Origin of the sequence: Baia soyae (assembly GCF_004341445.1) — a bacterium.
GTDB lineage: Bacteria > Bacillota > Bacilli > Thermoactinomycetales > Thermoactinomycetaceae > Baia > Baia soyae.
Window position 1 is genome coordinate 45,865 of sequence record NZ_SLXV01000003.1, and the last position, 20,248, is coordinate 66,112.

The following is a 20,248-nucleotide window of genomic DNA, read 5'->3' on the forward strand; positions in this document are numbered from 1 at the left end:
TCATTACAGGAAAAAAGAACGTGAGTAAGAAAAAAACAATTTCTTATCTATGTCAAAAGCTAGACTGGGAATGGGAGAAAATCCCTCAGTATGCATACATAGGCCTTCCACTCCCTATTCGACTCATATAAATCAAAAAAGTGTAACCGAGTAAACCCGATTACACTTTTCACCAGCTAACGGCTAGATTATTAATTTGGCAGAGAGGGTGGGATTCGAACCCACGGACGCCTTGCAACGTCGGCGGTTTTCAAGACCGCTGCCTTCAACCACTCGACCACCTCTCCAAAGTTGGTCTAGCAATAACGTTTCTATTGTATCGTAGAAAACAAGAAACTGTCAAGCTATCTCAACTATATTCTTTTCATTTATTTGCCGATATATTCACGACCACCTAGATAAGGGCGTAGGACTTCTGGAATGCAGATGGTTCCGTCTGCCTGTTGGAAGTTTTCGATGATCGCAGCGGTGGTACGTCCGATGGCTAATCCAGATCCATTTAGGGTGTGAACAAATTCGGGTTTTGCTTTGGTATCAGGACGGAAGCGAAGGTTAGCTCGGCGTGCCTGGAAGTCTTCGAAATTCGAGCAAGACGAGATCTCCCGATAGGTTCCGGCACTTGGCATCCATACTTCTAAGTCGTATGTTTTAGCCGATGCAAACCCTGTATCACCTGTACATAAACTTGCCACACGGTATGGGAGCTCTAACTTTTGTAGGACACGCTCTGCGTTTGCTAAAAGCTTCTCCAGCTCAGCGTATGATTCTTCAGGATGCACAATTTTCACTAACTCAACTTTATTAAATTGATGTTGGCGAATGAGTCCTCTGGTATCACGTCCAGCAGAGCCAGCTTCAGACCGGAAGTTTGCGCTAAAGGCGGCATAGTATTTCGGAAGCTCTTCCACAGATAAGATTTCATCTGCGTGATAATTGGTAAGAGGGACTTCGGCAGTTGGAATCAGATAATAGTTGGTGTCAGCTAGGGCAAACACGTCTTCTTTGAACTTAGGAAATTGCCCTGTTCCTTTCAAGCTATTGGCATTTACGATAAAAGGTGGAATCATTTCCGTATAGCCATGCTCTTCGGTGTGTAGATCGAGCATAAAACTCATCAACGCTCGCTCTAATTTGGCTCCTAATCCTTTGTAGAAGACAAAGCGTGAGCCAGTTACTTTTGCCGCACGTTCAAAGTCAAGTAGGTCTAGCTCTTGCGCCAAATCCCAATGGGCCTTTGGTTCAAAGTCGAGTGTTTTACCTTCTCTCCAGTGATGAAGGACCACATTTTCTTCCTCCGATGTGCCTACTGGGACACTTTCGTGAGGGATGTTAGGAATCGAAAGGAGAATTTCTGCTAAATCCTCGTCCAGTTGACGAATTTCGTCATCATATTGCTTAATTTGATCCCCTACTTTTCTCATTTCCAGCACGAGATCATCTGCATCTTCTTTTGCTTTTTTCTTTTGCGCTATTTCCCGGGAAACGTTATTACGTTCACTCTTTAATTGTTCGGTTAACGTGATTAATTCTCGACGTCGATCGTCAATCTTTGCAAAGTCATCGAGAACGGATAAGTCTGCATTACGCTTCTTTAACCCTTCTCGTACCAGTTCGGGTTGATTTCGTAGTACTTTTAAATCTAACATGGCTATTCTTCCTCCTTTTTTCCACAAAAAAGAACCTCTCGTCGATCCAGGGACGAAAGGTTCCGCGTTGCCACCCTAATTGACATCGTAAATACGACATCCACTTCATTGAGATAACGGCCAAAGACCGATCACACTTAATCGTGTGTAGCTCCGAGGTGGATTCTCCATCATTTCAGGACGATTTGCACCAAACATCGTCTCTCTATGGCTGAAAGTAATGGTTACTAGTCTCTTCTTCGCTCTTGTGATATAGATTCGTAATTTTATTATATCCAGAAATTAACGCATTGCAACCGCTTCACGAACCATATCGACGAAAAATTGATGGAATCGTGCATCGTCAGTAAGCTCCGGATGGAAGGAAGCGCATAAAATGTGACCTTGCCGTGCTGCTACTACTTCGCCGTTTACTTCAGCTAGCACCTCTACCTCACTCCCCACGTGGGTAATGAGAGGAGCACGTATAAAGACGGCATGAAAGTCCTCCGCGACCCCTTTGATGGGGAGTTTTGCCTCAAAGCTGTCCACTTGGCGACCAAAGGCATTCCGTTTTACCGTCATATCCATCACAGCCAGATGGGGCTCGTCTGCATCTTCGATCTTATTTGCTAACAAGATGAGACCCGCACAAGTTCCAAATAACGGCTTTCCTTGACGATAAAAGTCACGGATGGGCTCAAGCAGATCATATTTACGGATTAGCTTTCCCATCGTCGTTGATTCGCCACCTGGAAAAATAAGGCCATCCAGATCTTGCAATTGTTCTTGTTTTTTTACAGCTACTGCTTCGACACCCACTTTTTCAAGTAGGGTTAGATGTTCGCGAACAGCTCCTTGGAGAGCTAGGACCCCGATTTTCATGAAGAAGGTACCTCCTAGTCTCTCTTACCAGCCACGCTCTTGCATACGGTCTTCTGGGCGTAATTTAGAGATTTCTAAGCCAGTCATTGGGCTACCGCCTAATTCTTTTGATACACGTACAATGAGGTCATAGTCGTTGTAATGAGTGGTTGCTTCTACGATCGCACGAGCAAATTTCTCTGGATTCTCAGACTTAAAGATACCAGAGCCCACAAATACACCGTCTGATCCAAGATGCATCATAAGCGCAGCATCTGCTGGGGTTGCCACGCCACCTGCGGCAAAGTTTACTACTGGAAGCTTACCTGTCTCATGAATTTGAAGAAGTAGCTCATAAGGTGCGCCTAGATCTTTTGCTTCTGTCATAAGCTCATCACGGGACATGCCTTGCACTTTACGGATTTGGCTTTGCATCATTCGCATATGACGAACTGCTTCTACAATGTTACCTGTTCCTGGTTCGCCTTTCGTACGAAGCATCGATGCCCCTTCTCCGACACGACGTAGAGCTTCCCCAAGGTTACGAGCACCACACACGAAAGGTACGGTGAATAGCCCTTTATCGATATGATAAACTTCATCCGCAGGAGTGAGTACTTCTGACTCATCGATGTAGTCAACACCCATCGCTTCTAGAGCACGTGCTTCCACAAAATGGCCAATACGAGCTTTTGCCATAACAGGAATGGATACCGCCGCCATCACTTCTTCCACGATTCGAAGATCAGCCATACGTGCTACTCCGCCAGCTTTACGAATATCAGATGGAACGCGTTCCAAAGCCATTACTGCTACTGCACCCGAAGCTTCAGCAATTTTCGCCTGCTCTGCATTCACAACGTCCATAATAACGCCGCCTTTTTGCATTTCAGCCATACCGCGCTTAACAAGATCTGTTCCGACTTGATGATTTTGACTCATGGTATCTTCCTCCTATGTATGTACCTATCACATAAATATATAACTATTGTTTTTGGCTTCATTACTATTAATCAATTGTATAAGAAATGATCTACATTGACAAGAAAAGGAGATTTTGATCAAGCTGTTATGAAAACCAGCTTGATACCTCGTCTCCAATAGAACGGAAGAACAGACGAACCCAACTACCTTCTTCCACACTCTTTGAAGCCACTAATGGGACTGGTTTAAATCCGGGTATACTCTTACCCTGATGAAGAACTTCTACTTTCCCGATTTCGGTCCCTGCCGAAACGGGTGCTTTCATACCGGGTGTAAAGGTTACTTTATATTCATAGCTCTTTTGATCTGCACCTTTTTCCACGGGAAGAGTTATATCAGACTGAGCTTGTACCTCAATGAACTTATCCACACCATTTGGCAACGCCATATTTTCATGGGCAGGCACCATCCCGCCTTTTTTCACAAGCGTTTTCTCTTCATATTGCTCAAACGCATAATCTAATAATTTTTTAGTCTCTACAAATCTCTCTGAATCGGATTTTGTTTTCATCACCACGGAGATCACTCGTAAATCCCCTTTTTTAGCAGTACTTGTAAAGCAGTAACCTGCCAAACTGGTATGACCCGTCTTCAGCCCGTCTACTCCCTCATAAGGCAGTTTGTTTCGCGCTGGTAACATTAAGTTAGAACTATTGATCGACACGTCTTTCTGACCTTTGTGAACGATGTGATTCGCAATCGAAGTAAAGGTTAGAATTTCGGGGTGATTCTTTAAGAGTGCATCCCCTAGAATGGCAGAATCTTGTGCTCCCATCACATGTTCCCCAGGCACTTCTGGTGCATGGATTCCATAATCTTTCATATCCAGGCCGGTTGTATTTCGGAAATGGGTGCTTTTCATCCCTATTTCTTTCGCCTTCGCATTCATCCGCTCTACAAATTTGGCTTCAGAGCCCGCTACATGCTCAGCTAACGCAATCGTAGCATCATTCGCCGACTTCACCACAGAAGAGGTAAACAAATCCTTCACGGTTAACGCTTCATCTGGTTCTAGTTGAATTCCACCCTCATTAATCGCCGCTGCACGAGCACTTATTTTAACAACATCATCCCACTTTATTGTTCCTTTTTTAATCTCGTCCAATACAATAAAATGTGTCATCATTTTCGTCATACTTGCCGGTGGTCTCGGGGTCTCTGCATCCTTCTCAGCTAAAATGACACCCGATTTCGCATCCATTAAGAAATAAGACTCCGCTTGCACAGTTGACAGAGACTGCGCCGCCCATACCTGATAAGGACAAAGGATCAGCAGGAGCATAATCGTAAGACTCATGTATCTTTTTCTAAGATGTACTTTCACAATTGGTCCTCCAATATAAAATAAAAGTATATAAATGCGAAATAACGTAATTAGAACTATCTTACAACATCACACTCGTTGACCACCAGACTTTAGCTAGAAAAGGGCAATTTGTTCAAATTTCCTCGCTGGGTTACTATTCCGATAGCCATTTTATTACAGTCTATCGAAATTTCCTTACGATGAAAATAAGAAAAGAGTGGGAGATCCCACCCTCATCTTTATCTTACATTTTTAGCCGTGATAATTAGGCGCTTCTTTCGTAATCTGCACATCATGTGGATGAGACTCACGCAACGAAGCACTCGTAATCCGAATAAAACGACTGTTATCCTGTAAATCAAGAATCGTTGCTGCGCCACAATAACCCATACCTGAGCGAAGTCCGCCAACCAACTGATAGGTTGTATCGACTAGAGGCCCCTTATATGGAACACGACCCTCGATTCCTTCCGGTACCAATTTCCGCTCATTTTCTTGGAAGTAGCGATCTTTACTACCTGCTTCCATCGCACCAATCGATCCCATACCACGATATACCTTAAATCGGCGACCTTGGTAAATCTCCGTATCCCCTGGGGCTTCCTCCGTACCAGCAAAGATACTTCCCAACATCACAGCACTTGCGCCTGCACTGATCGCTTTTACAATATCTCCTGAGTAACGGATTCCGCCATCTGCAATAATAGGGACTCCGTACTCACGGGCCACGGAAGCACAATCATAAATGGCTGTTACTTGCGGAACACCAATCCCAGCCACAACACGCGTCGTACAAATGGAACCTGGTCCAATTCCTACTTTGACCACCGAAGCGCCTGCCTCGATTAGATCTCTTGTGCCGTCGCCTGTAGCCACATTTCCCGCAATGATGGTCAATTCAGGGTATAAGTCCCGTAGCTTGCGAACGGTCTCGAGAACCCCCATAGAATGCCCGTGAGCCGTATCGACAACGACTGCATCTACTTCTGCTTTTACAAGAGCCTCTACCCGTCTCATCGTATCTTTGGATACACCTACTGCTGCTCCTACTAGAAGCCTTCCTTGACTATCTTTGGCTGAATTCGGGAACTGAGTCGCTTTCTCTATATCTTTAATGGTGATAAGCCCTTTTAGAATTCCTTGATCATCCACAAGAGGAAGCTTTTCAATCTTATGACGTTGCAAAATGTCTTCTGCTGCTTTTAACGTCGTCCCTACCGGTGCAGTGACTAAATTATCTTTCGTCATCACATCTGAGATCAATGTGGAATAGTTGTGGATAAATCGCAGATCACGATTCGTCAGGATTCCCACTAAACGAACCTGTTCATCTACGATCGGCACACCCGAAATGCGATACTTGGCCATCAATGCTTCTGCATCATGAACTTGGTGATGCGGACGTAGATAAAAAGGCTTCGTAATGACTCCACTTTCTGAGCGTTTTACACGATCTACTTCTTCTGCTTGCTCCTCTACCTTCATATTCTTATGGATAATTCCTAAACCGCCTTGCCTCGCAATCGAGATGGCAAGAGCTGATTCTGTAACCGTATCCATCCCTGCACTAATTAATGGAATATTCAACTGAATGTGAGGTCCTAGTTTCGTTGCAACACTTACCTGGTTAGGCAGAACTTCAGAACGAGCAGGAATTAATAGCACATCATCAAAGGTTAATCCTTCTTTTGTAAATTTCTGATCCCACATGTTTACAAGTCCCTTCTTTCTAGAAGCAAGCAAGATTTTTTGAAAGTTTAACAGAGCGTTCTAACCCCGTCAAGAATGAAAATCTCTTACTCCAAGCTTTGTTCCACATATTTCTTTCGTCCCCCTGTGTATAACTTGTGAATAAATGTGGATAAGTAAGAGAGGATGAGGTGATTTAATCATGAAAGTCGAGATATACACGGAATCCCCTGAAAGAGCAATCTGGGGAGAACTAGCTTATTTTGAAAATGAATTGATCGCTCGAGACTATCTAAAAAACAAGTACGCACAACTGAATGTAGAGCATCCTGATCGACTCTCTTTTCGTAATGTAACTCCATTTCTGATTTACATACGTCAAGCGAGACAAATCTTTCAGTCCGCTCATGAAATCACGAATTGGATGAAGCCTACTCATCTTTATTATGGAATGATGAGCTTGTTAAAAGCGCTTATTTTAACGGTAGATCCTTACTATCCGCAAAATTCACATGTTCTAAAACACGGAATCTCCACGAAGAAAAAAAAGAAGGAGCTATTTCGGTTCTTTTCGGATGATATACGTGTGCAGAAAGATGGGCTTTTTCCTCACTATCAAGCTCTTTTTTCAAGCCATTATCGAGCAGACTACAGTCCGATTCAACTGATGCAGATGATTCCGGATATACAAGATACTGTATATAAAGTTACACAGTATCATCATTTTTTACCAGTGGGAGTCGAGGACACTCAGGAAAATGTTTTGGTTACCTTTCCAGATGCCGTTTTAGAGCACTATAAATATAGCCAAGAACGTTTTGTAGAATGGGTAAACAGCAAGAGTCAGGATGGACTTTTTCTATTGGTAGAGGGAGATAAGGAGAAACATTTTCAGGTTACTTGGTCAGGAAAACAGGATCAAGCGATCAAACATCCCTATCTATATCGAAATAAAAAAGGTGATTATTTCGTTTGGATTCGAAATAATCACCTAGTAGAACCTGTTCCGGAAGTGGAAGCAGAGTACCTTTTACTATTTAGCCTAAGCATGCTAAGCCGCTATGAGCCGCCACTTTGGGCCGAGGTAATGGATGCGACTACCTCGATGGAAGGAATCCTCATTCAAGAATTGCTTCGCATCGTACAACGGAAGTTTCCCAATCTGATTCTCAATCAACTACACGGCAAGGAGTATATTTACCTTATTCGGTAGCTTCTTCTGATGAATTTTCTTGAGTCAATTCAAGTTCATCATCATCCGTACGTTGAACACGTGCTACAGTCGCCACTTCTTCCTCACCATCAACGCGAATCAGCTTTACACCTTGCGCGTAACGGCCCATGGAAGAGATCTCGTTGATGTTGAGACGGATCACGATACCCGATTGGGTAACAATCATCAAGTCTTCTACTGGAGAGACGACTTTGTGACTGATTACCTCACCTTTTCTCGCTGTGATACCCATGGTTTTAATCCCTTTGCCACCGCGGGATTGAATACGGTATTCATCGATCGGAGTACGCTTTCCAAAGCCTTTTTTCGTGACAATCAGAACATCTAGATCCGGGGTCACGACATCCATATCAATCACTTTGTCAGCTTCAGCTAAGGTAATTCCTTTCACACCTGTAGCAGAACGACCCATCATGCGCACATCCATCTCTGGGAAGCGAATCGACATTCCTTGCTTCGTACCCATCAAGATTTCTTGCTGTCCATCCGTTAAGTGGACACCAATTAGCTCATCCCCTTCACGTAGATTGATCGCAAAGAGACCATTTTTACGGATGTTTTCAAATTCAGACAGAGAGGTCTTTTTGACAACTCCTTGCTGGGTAGCAAAGAAGAGATATTTATCCTCAACAAACTCTTTTACTGTAATAATTGCCTGAATCCGCTCATCCTGATCAATTTGAATCAAGTTAATGATCGGGGTTCCTCTAGCAGCTCGTCCTAACTCAGGAACTTCATACGCCTTCATGCGATATACTTTTCCTTTGTTAGAGAAGAAGAGGAGATGATTATGGGAATGGGTTGCAAATAGATGATGAACAAAATCATCGTCTTTCGTTCCCATACCCGTCACACCACGCCCACCTCGCTTCTGCGCACGATAGCTGTTTAGTGGCATCCGTTTGATATAACCACGATGAGTCATCATGATGGAAACTTCTTCTTGAGGAATCAAGTCCTCATCTATAATGACACCTTCATCCATCTTGATACGAGTTCTTCGCTCATCACCAAACTGTTTCTGCACCTCGACTGCTTCTTCTCGAACGATTGCTAATATCTTAGCAGGATCTGCTAAAATCCCACGTAGCTCCGCAATCAGTTTGATCAGATCTTGATACTCGCCTTCGATTTTATCCCGCTCAAGTCCAGTTAGGCGCTGGAGACGCATATCGAGAATGGCATTCGCCTGCTTCTCAGACAGACCGAAACTCTCCATCAAGCCTTCACGAGCTTCAGCAGTCGTTTGAGAACCACGGATCAATGCAATCACTTCATCGATTTGATCGAGCGCAATTCGAAGACCTTCTAAGATATGGGCACGATCTTCAGCTTTATTCAGGTCAAACTGGGTACGGCGCGTAATCACTTCAATTTGGTGTTCTAGGTAGTGGCTGAGCATCTGCTTCAGGTTTAAGACTTGCGGTTGTCCCTTTACCAAAGCCAATGTGTTTACACCAAAGCTTGTTTGTAAAGTAGTATGTTTGTAAAGATTGTTCAAGATGATCATTGGATTCACATCACGACGAAGTTCGATGACCACACGCATTCCGTTACGGTCTGACTCGTCGCGTAAATCAGTGATGCCCTCAATCCGTTTGTCACGTACAAGCTCTGCGATTTTTTCTACCAATTTCGCTTTATTTACTTGATACGGGAGTTCTTCTACGATAATACGTGTCTTACCGTTGTTTGCCTCTTCCATTCTCGTCTTGGCACGAATCTGTACGGATCCACGCCCTGTACGGAACGCTTTGCGGATTCCTTCATAGCCGAGGATAATCCCACCGGTAGGAAAATCAGGTCCTTTGACAACTGTCATCAGCTCGTCTATTTCCACCTCTGGATTATCGATAACCATTAACAATCCATTGATCACTTCTGTCAGGTTGTGAGGTGGGATATTAGTCGCCATCCCCACGGCAATCCCAGCGGCTCCGTTTACGAGCAAATTCGGGAATCTAGCAGGCAATACAAGCGGTTCCTCATATTGACCATCGTAGTTCGGACCATAATCAATAACATCTTTCTGGATATCACGAAGCAACTCTAGCGTAATAGGTGCTAGACGTGCTTCGGTGTAACGCATCGCCGCTGCTGCATCTCCGTCGACAGAACCAAAGTTCCCATGACCATCTACCAACATATAGCGGTAGGAGAAATTTTGAGCCATTCGGACCATCGCATCGTAAATAGCGGAATCCCCGTGAGGATGATACTTTGCAATTACGTTTCCCACTACGTGTGCTGACTTTTTATAAGGTTTGTCTGGTGTCATGCCGTTTTCATACATCGCATATAAAATACGACGATGTACAGGTTTAAGTCCATCCCGTACATCCGGTAGCGCACGACTGACAATAACACTCATCGCATAGTCTAGGAACGATGTTTTCATCTCTTGACTAATATTGATTTCTTGAACCCGTTCACTTGCTGACAAAATTCATCACTCCTCGCTCCTCTATCAACCCACTCTAGATGTCTAAATTCGCTTGTTTTGCATGCTCTTGGATGAAATCACGACGTGGTTCTACGCGGTCTCCCATCAACATTTCAAATACTTCATCAGCATCCATCGCATCGTCTAGAGATACTTGAAGAAGGGTACGGCTCTCTGGATCCATCGTGGTCTCCCAAAGCTGTCCAGCGTTCATCTCACCCAAACCTTTGTAACGCTGAATATCAATTTTCCCTTTTCCTTCTAAGGTTTTAACCAATTCGTCTTTCATTCGATCATTGTACGCATACAATTCCTTTTTCCCTTGCATAATCTTAAACAAAGGAGGCTGTGCAATATACACGTAACCATGTTCGATCAATGGTCTCATGTAGCGATAGAAGAAGGTAAGAAGCAGAGTACGGATGTGAGCTCCGTCAACGTCCGCATCAGTCATAATCACAATCTTATGGTACCGTGCTTTTTCAATGTTGAAATCATCCGAGATTCCTGTACCAAAGGCAGTAATCATCGTACGAATTTCTTCGTTGGACAACGCTTTATCTAAACGCGCTTTTTCTACGTTAAGGATTTTTCCTCTAAGTGGTAAGATCGCTTGGAACATACGGTCGCGTCCTTGCTTCGCTGTTCCACCCGCGGAATCTCCCTCTACTAGGTAAATCTCACTAATCTCCGCATCACGACTCGTGCAGTCAGCCAATTTTCCTGGCAGTGAGCTTACTTCGAGCGCACTTTTGCGTCGTGTCAGTTCACGCGCTTTTCGGGCAGCTTCCCTGGCACGAGCGGCCATCAAGGCTTTCCCGATCACTTTTTTGGCAGTAGCCGGATTCTCATCTAGGAATTCAGCCAATTTCTCGCCAAAAACTTGCTCGGTCGCTGTACGAGCTTCGCTATTTCCTAGCTTCGTCTTGGTCTGTCCTTCAAATTGTGGATCAGCCAGTTTTACACTAATGATCGCAGTAAGCCCTTCTCGAACATCATCACCGGATAGGTTGCTATCACTATCTTTGATCAGACTATTTCTGCGCGCATAGTCATTCACCACACGTGTTAATGCGGATTTGAAGCCGGACTCATGCGTCCCACCCTCATGTGTATGGATGTTGTTCGCATACGAATAAATGTTCGAGGTATAGGAATCATTGTATTGCATCGAAACTTGAACAGGGATTCCTTCCCGCTCACCTTCGACGTAAATCGGAGGATCATGCAATGCTTCTCGATTCCGATTCAAATATTCGACAAATGATTGAATTCCACCATCAAACTTAAATTCCTTCTTTTTTCCATCTCCGCGTTTATCTTCAAGGGTAATGTTGACACCGCGATTTAAAAAAGCAAGCTCACGTAAGCGATTCTGTAGGATATCAAAATCATATTCAGTCGTTTCGGTAAAAATCGTTGGATCGGGTGTAAACGTAATGTGAGTTCCTCTTAGATCTGTTTTACCGATTACTTTTAAGTCCGCTTCTGGAGCCCCGCGGTGATATTTTTGATAGTGGATCTTCCCATCCTGGTGCACGTGGACCTCTAGTTCAGTAGAGAGAGCATTCACAACTGATACCCCAACTCCGTGGAGACCTCCTGAGAATTTGTATCCTTCACCATCAAATTTACCGCCTGCGTGTAGCACCGTCATAACCACTTCTACTGCTGTCTTCCCTAGCTTAGGCTGAATACCTACAGGGATTCCCCGCCCGTTATCGATAACGGTAACACTATTATCCTCGTTTACAATGACTTGAATGGTGTCACAGAAGCCCGCTAAAGCCTCGTCAATACTGTTATCGACTACTTCCCATACCAAGTGATGCAAACCACGACTGGAAGTAGAGCCGATGTACATCCCTGGACGTTTTCGAACCGCTTCCAAACCTTCTAGCACTTGAATCTGCGAAGCATCATAATTGTTGTTTTGTGCTGTCAATCTACTCACCTACTCTCTCATGAATCAACTGTCATTTGTTTTTATGAAAAACCCTAGGTTGCCTTGCCCGTCTCATCAAGGTAACGGAAGAGATAGGGGAAGGATACACACGATGAGGTGTCACGACATACGACTTCACTTCATCATCGGGAATATCAACTAGTCGGCCTGCTTGTTTGCTCGATTCTAAAAAGGAGTGGGAGTCCATGGATTGATGATCCAAAATAGCGACTACATCCCGCGCCCTTACAATTTGATCTCCACCTAAGTGAATGTACATATTTTCACCTCAACTCTCGAATGTTTCCTTGCCGGATCTGATAGATCTGTGCCTTATCCAGCGTCTCCCCGTCAATTCCTTCTAAGTTCGTTGTGGTTACAAACGTCTGAACCCGCCCTCGAATGGCTTCTAGCAGATGGGTTTTTCTCGAATCATCCAGCTCCGATAAAACGTCATCCAATAATAAAATGGGATATGTACCTGTTTCCTGATGAATCAGCTCAATTTCGGCCAACTTCAAGGAAAGGGCAGCTGTTCTTTGTTGCCCCTGTGAACCAAATGTATGAAGATCCAATCCATTCGCAACCAAGCGAAAATCATCGCGCTGCGGTCCGAGTAGAGTAGAGCCTCTGCGAATTTCTTTTTCACGAACTCTTTGTAACTCGGCTTGAAAAACTGTGCGCCATTCTTCAATCGACATGTCTGCTGTAATGGGGATGGAGGGAAGGTATTCAATCAGCAATTCCTCATTGGCACTCGTGATAGATTGATGAATCTCCCCAGACCACTTCGTTAATTGCTTGAGAAAATGAAATCTCTTTCTCCACAATTCAAGGGAAAGAGACATGAGCTGTTCATCGTATACATCTAAAAATTCAACTTGGAATTTTTTATTTGTACCGAGTCCTTTCAGCAAACTATTTCTCTGGGTAAGAAGTTTATGTAACTGAGACAAATGGTACAGGTAGGTAGGACTGACTTGTCCAATCTCCATATCCAAGAAACGCCGCCTGATTTGAGGGCTACCTTTGACAATTGCGAGGTCTTCTGGGGCAAACAAAATAGCTGGTAAGAAGCCGATATACTGACTTAACTTCGATTGCTCTATCCCATTAATGCTAACTTTTTTTCCCAGATCGCGCAACTGTACCTCTAATCTGGATCCAGTTTCATCCCGTTTGACCCGGGCTTTTAAGATCGCATGTGGCTCACCAAACTGAATTAATTCTTTTGTAGAACGGGTTCGATGCGATTTCCCAAGCGCAAGAAGATAGAGCGATTCTAAGATGTTAGTCTTGCCTTGCGCATTGGGCCCCACAAAGATGTGGAGATCTTGCGAGCAATCGAGTGAAAGCTGAGAAATGTTGCGGTAGCGCTGGATCTCTAGTGACTGAACACGCACCTGGCAACCCCCTATTTCTCAGACAGTATGAGAAAACGACCAAAGCCTCGGATATCCACAACATCCTGTGGATAAACCTTGCGACCTCGTCTATTTTCTAGCTCTTGATTGATATATATTTCATTGTCGGCTAAAAACATCTTTGCGAAACCACCACTATCAATGGCGTCTACTTTTTTTAAAAGTTGCCCTAACTGAATATAGGGCCCGTCAATATATACGTGCTTCATGACTCAACATCCTTCTTTCTAGCGCGTACGTATCGGTACGATTAGGTGTAACGTGTCATCACGGTCTGCAGGCTGAATGATAAATGGAGTCATCGTTCCTGTAAATTGAATGCGAATCTCATCGCTTTCAATCGATCGTAAGGCCTCAATCATGTAACGCGCATTAAACGAGATTCCCAGCGCATTCCCTTTTACACGAGCCTTCACTTCTTCTGTAACGCTTCCGACATCTTGGGACACAGAGGTAACTTCAACTGTGTCATCACTCATTGTCCATTTTATCACATTATCCCGTCCATCTCGGCTAATAAGAGAAGCACGCTCAACAGATTGTAACAATTCTCTGGTTGAAGTGATCAACTCTGTATCACCGCATTGTGGAATGACTCGATTGGTATCTGGATAGGTACCATCTAAGAGACGAGAGTAAAATTCAATATGCTCATTTTTTACCAACAGTTGATGATCCGCCACGACGATTTCCACGGAATCCTCATCATCGGCAAAGGTTTTCGCTAGCTCACTCATACTTTTACCAGGAAGGATTACGTTATCCAAAGACAGTTGACCTGTGTTTGGAGTCGGAATCAAACGTCTCGAGAGACGGTGACTATCTGTGGCGACACAGGTGAGAACCCCATTTTCTAGTTGCCATAAAACACCTGTCAACACGCCTCGTGCTTCATTGGTTGCAACGGAAAAACCTGTTTGCCGAATCAATGAACGAAGCTCATCAGCCGGAATCGAGAAAACTTGATCCGCTGATAGACGTGGCAGGCGAGGGTATTCATCTGGATTAAATCCGTGTAGTTGAAACTCCGTTGAACCTGATTGAATAGTAATTTGATACCGCTCATTCACTTCCCATTCTACATACTCACCAGGTAACTTCCTTACCATCTCTCCAAAGATTTTACCAGGAATGACGACACTTCCTGTCTGTTCCACAAATACTTGTTCTTGATCCTCTTTTACATGAGGAATCCTTACTTGAATCGTGATATCAGAGTTACTACCCGTCAGAAGCAACCCTTCTTGATCTGCGATTGCTTTCATTCCTGTTAGAACGGGAATCGTCGTCTTTTGAGATACCGCTTTACTAACTTGTGCTACCGCTTCTACGAGTACCGATTTGGCAATACGGATTTTCATGAGTTCCTCACCTCTGTCAATCAATTGTGGATAAATAAAAAATATAGCATGAATGCGTCTCGTGGGCCATATACATATATATTATTTAATAAAAAAACCGTAGTAATAGTAGTAGGGGCTGTGGATACTGTGGATAAGTAGGCTGGGGCCATACATGGAGCCAAAATACGCTGTGGATAAAGTGTGCATAAGCTTGTCAAAATTATCCACAGTATCCACAGCTACCTAGGAGCCTCGCAAAATTCGTTTCTTTAATTCCTCAACTGCTTGCTGGAGATGTGGATCACTGTCAAGAGCGCGGTTGATTTTTTCATGCGCGTGGATAACCGTGGTGTGATCTCTGCCCCCAAAGTCTTCACCGATCTTGGGTAGAGAGTAATCGGTCATCTCACGTGCGATAAACATCGCAATTTGACGTGGAAGAGTGATCGTTTTCGTTCGTTTTTTACTTTTTAGATCTTCAACGCGTAAACGGTAGTAGGTACTAACCGCCTGCTGAATATCTGAGATTGTAATGATTTTCGGTCTGGCATTGGGCATTATATCCTTTAATGCTTCTGCTGCCAAGTCAGTACTGATCGGTTGATTCATCAAGGCAGAGTAAGCGACAACGCGGATGAGAGCTCCCTCTAATTCCCGAATGTTGGTATCCACTCGGTCAGCGATGGTAGCGAGTACGTCGCTTGGCACATCGAGCTGGTCAGCAATGGCTTTTTTTCGAAGGATGGCGATACGGGTCTCTAGATCGGGAGGCTGCACATCTGTAATTAATCCCCACTCAAAACGAGAGCGTAGGCGATCTTCTAGTGTTGGGATTTCTTTAGGAGGACGATCACTGGAGATGATAATCTGTTTGTTCTCTTCATGCAGAGCGTTGAACGTATGGAAGAATTCTTCTTGCGTTTGCTCTTTGCCTGCTAAAAACTGAATATCATCTATTAACAAGATATCCACAGTTCGATATTTGTTACGGAAACCAATAGCTCTATTGTCCCGGATCGCATTGATAAACTCATTTGTAAACTTTTCAGATGACAGGTATACCACACGACTATTTGGATTATGAGCCAGTACGTGATGGCCAATGGCATGCATTAAATGCGTTTTTCCAAGACCAACCCCTCCATATATAAAGAGCGGATTGTACGCTTTAGCCGGTGCTTCGGCAACAGCTAGGGAAGCAGCGTGTGCAAAACGGTTTCCGGATCCGATGACAAATGTGTCAAATGTATATTTGGGATTTAACTGTGACTGAACAAACCCTTCCATCTCTTCATCAGACTCTTCATTTGGTTCTTCATTCGAATGGAGAGTAGATGAAAGAGGAGGTTCTGTCTCTTTCTGTCCCTCTCCTGATTTAGGATGAGGGGTTTTTGTTATGTGCTGAACAGGCAATTCCCCTTGCACTTGAATCGGTTCAGTCCCGAGACTAATCACTTCAATCTCCAGATTTGTACCCGAAACCTTTTTAACAGCATCTTTTATCATTCCATAATAACGATTTGAGAGCATGTCCTGTGCAAATGTAGAGGGAACTCCAATGATGAGTTTATTGCTCTGGAGTTCGATCGCTTCAGTCTGTTTTAACCAGGCTTCAAAGCTGGGTTTACTTATCTTCGATTGAATTAGGTCAAGGCATTTTTTCCATAAGTCATTAACATTTTCCACAATGATCAGAACCCTCCTTCCAAAAAAACATTTTTTCCATGTTATCCACAGTATTAAATTGGCTGATATATAGGTTAAACCAACTTATCCACACTATCCACAAGATTGTAATCAATATACCTATCCACAGATTATAATCGGAAGGATAGAAAGTTATCCACAATTGTGGATAACTAATAAAGATAAAAAAGTTATCCACGGGGAAAACAACAATAGAATATCAAAATATACCAGTATTTACAAGGTGCATATCCGTTTATCCACATTACCCACAGCCTGTGGATAACTTTTTATCCACAATCAAACAACCTGTGGATATCTTCTGGATAATGAGTGAATAAGTAGTGGATACATGTGGATAAGTTTTGTTTTATCCCCACAAGTTATCCACATTTCTTCTATTCTTGACAGGCATCAGGGATAAAGCTATAATGTGGAGGATTGTCTGCGGAAATTTTTCATCTTATCGTATGAAGGGAGGCACCCTGGTCGGCGTATGTCCGGTTTGTCGTTCTTATATAGGACCGGCAATTACCAGGTAAACAATATGAAACGTACCTACCAACCATCTAAACGTAAACGTAAAAACGTTCATGGTTTTCGTGCTCGCATGAGTACAAAAAACGGTCGCAAAGTATTAGCGGCTCGTAGAAGAAAAGGCAGAAAAGTACTTTCTGCATAATGAGAGGCCACTAAGTAGAGTGGCCTTTTTCTCTATATGGGAATCGTTTATAGAAGGATGAATCTGCCGATAATGTGAGATAGGGAGGGAGCAGGGTGCAAAAAGAATACAGACTGAGGCGTCGGAATGACTTTCGCCGAGTATTTCGCTTAGGAACTTCTGCCGCAAATCGTCAGTTTGTTGTGTATATCTCTCCACGTCAAGCTGGGACTGGGATTCTTCCTGGGCCTCGAATCGGTATATCTGTGAGTAAGAAGGTAGGAAATGCGGTCGTTCGCAATCGTGTTAAACGATTAGTAAAAGAAGTTACCAGACACTGGATTCCAGATTTAAAAGAGGGAGCCGATGTGGTGATCATCGCCCGAAATCCTGCTGCTACGATGGATTTCTACCAAGTGGAATCGAGTTTACGTCATGTATTTAGACGGGCCAAGCTCTTTAAAAAATACACTAGGCCGTAGAAGGGGAAAGATAGATGAAGGACTTTGCTATTATTCTCATCCGATTTTATCGCAAATTTATCTCTCCTTTGAAACCCCAGCCTACTTGTCGATTTTATCCAACCTGCTCACAATACGGTTTAACTGCCTATCAACGGTTCGGTTTTATTAGAGGAACATGGCTTACGATGATCCGAATTGGAAAGTGTCATCCATTTCATCCAGGTGGAATGGACCCTGTTCCCGAAAAAAAGATACGTGTATAGCTTGGGATGATCTGAAAGGAGGAGAAGATGTGCGTTACCTAAACCGCAAATGGATGTTGCTAACGGTACTCATCTTTTGTTTTGCACTACTTACAGGATGTTCGACGACAGGTAAGACGATTGACCCATCATCAGGGATATGGGACCGCTATTTAGTATATCCACTGTCTCAATTACTTGATTATTTTTATGATATGTTTGGTACATACGGGGTCTCGATTCTAATCGTTACGTTCTTGGTACGTCTATTAATCTTGCCATTATCCATTAAGCAACAGAGAAGTATGCAAGAGATGCAAGTGATTCAGCCTAAGATCCAGAAGTTACGTGCTAAATATAAAAAGGATCAACAGAAGCAACAGCAAGAGATGATGAAGCTTTATAAAGAGCATAATGTAAATCCAATGTCGGGTTGCTTGCCGATGGTGGTACAGATTCCGATCTTCATTGCCTTTTATCAAGCGATTCAGTTTGATCCACAGATTGCAAAATCAACCTTTTTGTACCTTCAATTAGGGAAGCCCGACCCTTACTTCATCTTCCCGCTCCTAGCGGCCTTTACGACATATATTCAGATGATTGCACAAGGAAGTGCAAATAGCTCACAAACCCGAATTCTCATCTGGGTTATGCCGATTATGATTTTTATCATTGGTTACAACTTGCCTTCCGCTCTGGCTTTGTACTGGGTATACGGAAATATCTTTACCATTTTGCAGTACATGATTTTCAGCCGAAAAAAAGCAGGAAAAGTAACTGCGTAAAAGATGACAACTGTGAAAAATGCCTCTTGTGTGAGGGAATTCAGACTGTAAACAAATGTAGCTTTTGTCGACAAACTGAATCCTCGCTAGGAGGCGTTTTTTATTAAACTGTATCTTTGAAGGGAATTGTAAAATTGTGTTATGATGATCGAGGTGAAAACAGATGCTATTTGAAAATGATACAATTGCTGCGATTGCAACAGCACTGGGGGAAGGCGGTATCGCTGTGATCCGAGTGAGTGGTCCGCAAGCAATTGAAAAAGTAGATCAACTATATGCAGGTAAGGAATCCTTACAACAAACGCCAACGCATACGGTGCGTTATGGATATATGGTTCATCCGGAAACGGAAGAGCGGATTGATGAAGTACTGGTTACGGTGATGCGTGCACCCAGAACCTTTACGCGAGAAGATGTGGTGGAGATTAGCTGTCATGGTGGACTTATTCCTGTTCAGGTGACGCTCAAGGCGCTGCTGTCAGTCGGAATTCGCTTGGCAGAACCAGGGGAATTTACAAAACGGGCCTTCTTAAACGGTCGGATTGATTTATCCCAAGCGGAAGCGGTTATGGACCTTATCCGTGCGAAAACGGATCGTGCAGCCAAAGTAGCGAACCAACAAGCAGAGGGACGCTTATCCAAGTTAATCCAACAATTGCGGGAAGAAATCGTAGAAACGTTAGCCCATTTAGCAGTAAATGTAGACTATCCTGAATATGATGCTGAGGTTATGACGAGTCAGTTTTTACAAGAGCGATGTAAATACATCATCGGTCATATTGACGAATTACTCCAAACAGCTCGTCAAGGGAAGATCTTGCGTGAGGGGATTGCCACTGCCATCATCGGGCGTCCTAACGTAGGGAAGTCTTCATTGATGAACGTATTGACTCAGGAGAATAAAGCGATTGTGACCGATATCCCAGGAACGACTCGGGATGTGCTCGAGGAATATGTAAACGTTCGCGGGATTCCGCTCAAATTATTAGATACAGCGGGCATTCGGGAGACAGAAGATCTGGTGGAACAGATTGGAGTCGAGCGTTCTCGTCAAGCATTAGAACGGGCTGATTTGGTGTTATTAGTGCTAAATCAGGCAGAGGAATTACAAGAAGAAGATCGCAGGCTCTTAGAGCAGGTTAAGCATGTAACGGCGATTGTGATTATGAACAAAATGGACTTGCCTGGTAAATGTTCGATGGAAGAGGTACGTTCCTCTATATCAGAACATACACCCGTTATTACAACGTCTTTGAAGGAAGAAAAGGGGATTCACCAATTAGAAGAAGCGATTTCCGCTTTATTTTTTTCCGGGAAAGTCGCTATGGCGGATAGTACGTATGTAAGCAATGCGCGCCATATTCATCTGCTGGAAGAAGCCCAAAAGAGCATTCAAGATGTGCTAAATGGGATTGAGCTTGGGATGCCGTTAGACTTAGTGGAGATCGATCTAAAAAATGCATGGCAGTATCTAGGAGAAGTAATTGGAGATGCGGTGGCGGAAGACCTAATTGACCAGATTTTCTCCCAGTTCTGTCTAGGGAAATGATGAG

At 43.6% G+C, this 20,248-nt stretch carries 18 protein-coding genes, 1 tRNA gene and 1 other annotated feature; of the genes, 6 read left to right on the top strand and 13 right to left on the bottom strand.

Annotation, left to right across the window (positions count from 1 at the left end; all coding sequences use genetic code 11):
- Nucleotides 1-197: 197 nt before the first annotated feature.
- From EDD57_RS01710 to guaB, 6 genes are all read right to left on the bottom strand, one after another.
- Nucleotides 198-287, bottom strand: a tRNA-Ser gene (locus EDD57_RS01710).
- Nucleotides 288-368: 81 nt separating this feature from the next.
- Nucleotides 369-1,646, bottom strand: coding sequence for a serine--tRNA ligase (gene serS, locus EDD57_RS01715; protein ID WP_131847728.1), 1,278 nt, complete (start codon nucleotides 1,644-1,646; stop codon nucleotides 369-371).
- Between the two features lie 45 nt (nucleotides 1,647-1,691).
- Nucleotides 1,692-1,895 (bottom strand) — a binding site (T-box leader).
- 33 nt (nucleotides 1,896-1,928) lie between these two features.
- Entirely contained in the window at nucleotides 1,929-2,510 is a 582-nt protein-coding gene (pdxT, locus tag EDD57_RS01720; RefSeq protein ID WP_131847730.1) for a pyridoxal 5'-phosphate synthase glutaminase subunit PdxT, read from the bottom strand.
- A gap of 24 nt (nucleotides 2,511-2,534) precedes the next feature.
- The gene (pdxS, locus tag EDD57_RS01725) at nucleotides 2,535-3,431 is read right to left on the bottom strand and encodes a pyridoxal 5'-phosphate synthase lyase subunit PdxS (protein WP_131847732.1); all 897 of its coding nucleotides are present in this window, start codon (nucleotides 3,429-3,431) and stop codon (nucleotides 2,535-2,537) included.
- Between the two features lie 127 nt (nucleotides 3,432-3,558).
- Entirely contained in the window at nucleotides 3,559-4,797 is a 1,239-nt protein-coding gene (locus EDD57_RS01730) for a D-alanyl-D-alanine carboxypeptidase family protein (protein WP_131847733.1), read from the bottom strand.
- Between the two features lie 234 nt (nucleotides 4,798-5,031).
- On the bottom strand, nucleotides 5,032-6,489 hold the full coding sequence (guaB, locus tag EDD57_RS01735) for an IMP dehydrogenase (RefSeq protein WP_131847735.1): 1,458 nt from the start codon (nucleotides 6,487-6,489) through the stop codon (nucleotides 5,032-5,034).
- 181 nt (nucleotides 6,490-6,670) lie between these two features.
- On the opposite strand from guaB, the gene EDD57_RS01740 reads away from it, so the two are divergent.
- Nucleotides 6,671-7,681, top strand: coding sequence for a YaaC family protein (locus EDD57_RS01740; RefSeq protein ID WP_131847737.1), 1,011 nt, complete (start codon nucleotides 6,671-6,673; stop codon nucleotides 7,679-7,681).
- Here the strand turns inward: EDD57_RS01740 and gyrA are convergent.
- The 7 genes from gyrA to dnaA form a co-directional block, all read right to left on the bottom strand.
- Complete coding sequence (gene gyrA, locus EDD57_RS01745; RefSeq protein ID WP_424205122.1) at nucleotides 7,671-10,148, bottom strand: DNA gyrase subunit A; 2,478 nt, start codon at nucleotides 10,146-10,148, stop codon at nucleotides 7,671-7,673. The genes EDD57_RS01740 and gyrA overlap by 11 nt on opposite strands.
- Nucleotides 10,149-10,179: 31 nt before the next feature.
- The gene (gene gyrB / locus EDD57_RS01750; RefSeq protein WP_131847815.1) at nucleotides 10,180-12,090 is read right to left on the bottom strand and encodes a DNA topoisomerase (ATP-hydrolyzing) subunit B; all 1,911 of its coding nucleotides are present in this window, start codon (nucleotides 12,088-12,090) and stop codon (nucleotides 10,180-10,182) included.
- A 31-nt stretch (nucleotides 12,091-12,121) separates the two neighbouring features.
- Complete coding sequence (gene remB / locus EDD57_RS01755) at nucleotides 12,122-12,370, bottom strand: extracellular matrix regulator RemB (protein WP_131847741.1); 249 nt, start codon at nucleotides 12,368-12,370, stop codon at nucleotides 12,122-12,124.
- Nucleotides 12,371-12,374: 4 nt separating this feature from the next.
- Nucleotides 12,375-13,493 carry a DNA replication/repair protein RecF gene (recF, locus tag EDD57_RS01760; RefSeq protein WP_131847743.1) on the bottom strand — a complete coding sequence of 373 codons (1,119 nt, stop codon included), beginning with the start codon at nucleotides 13,491-13,493 and terminating at the stop codon, nucleotides 12,375-12,377.
- Between the two features lie 11 nt (nucleotides 13,494-13,504).
- Entirely contained in the window at nucleotides 13,505-13,723 is a 219-nt protein-coding gene (gene yaaA / locus EDD57_RS01765) for a S4 domain-containing protein YaaA (RefSeq protein WP_131847745.1), read from the bottom strand.
- 18 nt (nucleotides 13,724-13,741) lie between these two features.
- Nucleotides 13,742-14,875, bottom strand: a complete 1,134-nt coding sequence (gene dnaN, locus EDD57_RS01770) for a DNA polymerase III subunit beta (protein ID WP_131847747.1) — start codon at nucleotides 14,873-14,875, stop codon at nucleotides 13,742-13,744.
- Between the two features lie 225 nt (nucleotides 14,876-15,100).
- A complete protein-coding gene (dnaA, locus tag EDD57_RS01775; protein WP_131847749.1) occupies nucleotides 15,101-16,543 on the bottom strand; it encodes a chromosomal replication initiator protein DnaA in 1,443 nt (480 codons plus the stop codon).
- A gap of 547 nt (nucleotides 16,544-17,090) precedes the next feature.
- Here dnaA and rpmH point away from each other — a divergent pair.
- The 5 genes from rpmH to mnmE all read left to right on the top strand — a co-directional run bounded on the left by rpmH (nucleotide 17,091) and on the right by mnmE (nucleotide 20,244).
- Entirely contained in the window at nucleotides 17,091-17,225 is a 135-nt protein-coding gene (gene rpmH / locus EDD57_RS01780) for a 50S ribosomal protein L34 (RefSeq protein WP_093290982.1), read from the top strand.
- A 95-nt stretch (nucleotides 17,226-17,320) separates the two neighbouring features.
- Nucleotides 17,321-17,686: a ribonuclease P protein component gene (gene rnpA / locus EDD57_RS01785; RefSeq protein ID WP_131847751.1), complete on the top strand. Its 366-nt coding sequence runs from the start codon at nucleotides 17,321-17,323 to the stop codon at nucleotides 17,684-17,686.
- Between the two features lie 14 nt (nucleotides 17,687-17,700).
- The gene (yidD, locus tag EDD57_RS01790) at nucleotides 17,701-17,931 is read left to right on the top strand and encodes a membrane protein insertion efficiency factor YidD (RefSeq protein ID WP_131847753.1); all 231 of its coding nucleotides are present in this window, start codon (nucleotides 17,701-17,703) and stop codon (nucleotides 17,929-17,931) included.
- Between the two features lie 29 nt (nucleotides 17,932-17,960).
- Nucleotides 17,961-18,695: a membrane protein insertase YidC gene (gene yidC, locus EDD57_RS01795; RefSeq protein WP_243649405.1), complete on the top strand. Its 735-nt coding sequence runs from the start codon at nucleotides 17,961-17,963 to the stop codon at nucleotides 18,693-18,695.
- A gap of 163 nt (nucleotides 18,696-18,858) precedes the next feature.
- The gene (gene mnmE, locus EDD57_RS01800) at nucleotides 18,859-20,244 is read left to right on the top strand and encodes a tRNA uridine-5-carboxymethylaminomethyl(34) synthesis GTPase MnmE (RefSeq protein WP_131847755.1); all 1,386 of its coding nucleotides are present in this window, start codon (nucleotides 18,859-18,861) and stop codon (nucleotides 20,242-20,244) included.
- The last annotated feature ends 4 nt before the right edge of the window (nucleotides 20,245-20,248 follow it).